1 protein-coding gene is annotated in these 1,360 nt (G+C 73.5%); it reads left to right on the top strand.

What is annotated here, in order from left to right:
• Positions 1-77: 77 nt before the first annotated feature.
• A partial coding sequence (locus tag FUT87_RS24940; protein WP_147242743.1) for an NAD(P)/FAD-dependent oxidoreductase occupies positions 78-1,360 on the top strand: 1,283 nt, incomplete at its 3' end.

The raw sequence follows: 1,360 nt of genomic DNA, 5'->3' as shown, positions 1-1,360 counted from the left end.
GTCGCCGCCGCCATCGGCCACTCCATCACCAGCGCGGTGGCCGAGACGATCCGCGCGTCTTCCACTCCAGCCACTACCTGGACGCCATCGCCGGCCACGGCCAAGCGCGGCGCATCGCCGTCGTCGGCGCCGGCATCTCGGGGCTGTCCTGCGCCTGGCTGCTGTCGGGGCGCCACGACGTCCAGGTCTTCGAGGCCGACGGTCGCATCGGCGGCCACAGCCACACGGTCGACGCGCCGGACCGGGGCGCGAGCGTGCCGGTGGACACCGGCTTCATCGTCTACAACGAGCCGGCCTATCCCAACCTGAGCGCGCTGTTCCGCCACCTGGCGGTGCCGACGCGCGCGTCGGACATGTCCTTCGCGGTGAGCCTGGACGGCGGCGCGCTGGAATACGCCGGCACCGACCTGAACGGCCTCTTCGCCCAGCGCGCCAACCTGCTGCGTCCGCGCTTCTGGTCGATGCTGCGCGACGTGCTGCGCTTCTATCGGGAAGCCCCGCGCGACGCCCAGGCCAGCGGCGACCTGGCGCTGGACGACTACCTCGACGCGCGCGGCTACGGCCGCGCGTTCCGCGACGACCACCTGTATCCGATGGGCGCCGCGATCTGGTCCTCGACGGCCGCCGACATCGGCCGTTATCCGGTTGCCGCCTTCGTCCGCTTCTGCGAGAACCACGGCCTGCTGCGGGTCAGCGGGCGGCCGGTGTGGCGCACCGTCGAGGGCGGCAGCCGCGAGTACGTGCGACGCCTGACGCAGTCCTTCGCCGACCGCATCCACCGCGACGAGCCGGTCATCGCCGTCGCGCGCGAGCCGGACGGCGTGCGCCTGCGCACCCGGCGCGGCGCCTGGACCCCGCCCTTCGACCACGTCGTGCTGGCCACGCACGCGGACCAGTCGCTGCGCATGCTGCTCGCCCCCAGCGCCGCCGAGCGGCGCCTGCTCGGGGCCATTCCCTACACGCGCAACCTGGCCGTGCTGCACCGCGATCCGGCGCTGATGCCGCGCCGCCGGGCGGTCTGGTCGAGCTGGAACTACCTCGCCTCGCGCCAGGGGGAAAGCGGGCAGGTGGCGCCGACGGTGACCTACTGGATGAACCGGCTGCAGCCGCACCTGCCGCAGGGGCCGGATGCGCAACCGCTGTTCGTGACGCTGAATCCGGCCGTCCCGCCGCATCCCGATCACCTGCTGCGCACCGAGGTCTACGAGCACCCGCGCTTCGACGCGGCCGGCATCGCCGCGCAGCGCGAGCTCTGGTCGCTGCAGGGCCGGCAGCGCACCTGGTTCTGCGGTGCCTGGTTCGGATCGGGCTTCCACGAGGACGGCCTGCAGGCGGGCCTGGCGGTGGCCGAGGCGCTGGG

This window comes from Mitsuaria sp. TWR114 (assembly GCF_007997345.1).
Note: the sequence above shows the minus strand (reverse complement) of the source record. Positions and strands in the feature narration are given on the sequence as shown.